The organism is Bacillus velezensis, assembly GCF_001461825.1.
Classification (GTDB): Bacteria; Bacillota; Bacilli; order Bacillales; family Bacillaceae; genus Bacillus; species Bacillus velezensis.
In genome coordinates this window covers 1-851 of the sequence record NZ_LLZC01000011.1, presented here as the reverse complement: position 1 = coordinate 851, position 851 = coordinate 1, and the positions used below count along the sequence as shown (strand labels likewise).

General features: G+C 49.2%; 8 tRNA genes. All 8 read left to right on the top strand.

The window, feature by feature from the left end:
• Positions 1 to 24: 24 nt before the first annotated feature.
• The 8 genes from AR442_RS04105 to AR442_RS04070 all read left to right on the top strand — a co-directional run bounded on the left by AR442_RS04105 (position 25) and on the right by AR442_RS04070 (position 759).
• Positions 25 to 100 (top strand) — tRNA-Thr (locus AR442_RS04105).
• Positions 101 to 136: 36 nt separating this feature from the next.
• Positions 137 to 212, top strand: a tRNA-Lys gene (locus AR442_RS04100).
• Positions 213 to 218: 6 nt separating this feature from the next.
• Positions 219 to 300, top strand: a tRNA-Leu gene (locus tag AR442_RS04095).
• 24 nt (positions 301 to 324) lie between these two features.
• Positions 325 to 399: transfer RNA gene (locus AR442_RS04090), tRNA-Gly, on the top strand.
• A 14-nt stretch (positions 400 to 413) separates the two neighbouring features.
• Positions 414 to 499: transfer RNA gene (locus AR442_RS04085), tRNA-Leu, on the top strand.
• An 11-nt stretch (positions 500 to 510) separates the two neighbouring features.
• Positions 511 to 587, top strand: a tRNA-Arg gene (locus AR442_RS04080).
• 15 nt (positions 588 to 602) lie between these two features.
• Positions 603 to 679, top strand: a tRNA-Pro gene (locus AR442_RS04075).
• A gap of 4 nt (positions 680 to 683) precedes the next feature.
• Positions 684 to 759 (top strand) — tRNA-Ala (locus AR442_RS04070).
• The last annotated feature ends 92 nt before the right edge of the window (positions 760 to 851 follow it).

Below are 851 nucleotides of genomic sequence, written 5' to 3'. Positions count from 1 at the left end.
AGCCCGTCATCCTCCACCATATTTGCCGGCCTAGCTCAATTGGTAGAGCAACTGACTTGTAATCAGTAGGTTGGGGGTTCAAGTCCTCTGGCCGGCACCATTTTTGGACAAGATAATAACATAAGTCTTTTAAAAAGAGCCATTAGCTCAGTTGGTAGAGCATCTGACTTTTAATCAGAGGGTCGAAGGTTCGAGTCCTTCATGGCTCACCATGTTACGCGGGTGTGGCGGAATTGGCAGACGCGCTAGACTTAGGATCTAGTGTCTTATGACGTGGGGGTTCAAGTCCCTTCACCCGCATTATACAGGATAGATATCCTGTATGCGGAAGTAGTTCAGTGGTAGAACACCACCTTGCCAAGGTGGGGGTCGCGGGTTCGAATCCCGTCTTCCGCTCCAACTATACCATCCACGCCGGGGTGGTGGAATTGGCAGACACACAGGACTTAAAATCCTGCGGTAGGTGACTACCGTGCCGGTTCAAGTCCGGCCCTCGGCATTCATTATTATGCGCCCGTAGCTCAATTGGATAGAGCGTTTGACTACGGATCAAAAGGTTAGGGGTTCGACTCCTCTCGGGCGCGCCATAATATTTTTGAAATCGGGAAGTAGCTCAGCTTGGTAGAGCACATGGTTTGGGACCATGGGGTCGCAGGTTCGAATCCTGTCTTCCCGACCACTTCGGGGCCTTAGCTCAGCTGGGAGAGCGCCTGCTTTGCACGCAGGAGGTCAGCGGTTCGATCCCGCTAGGCTCCACCATTTATAAAAAACATGTTGACTTTAAGAGAAACTTATTATATACTTAAAAAGTTGCTTGAGAAAGTGAACAAAAATGATCTTTGAAAACTAAA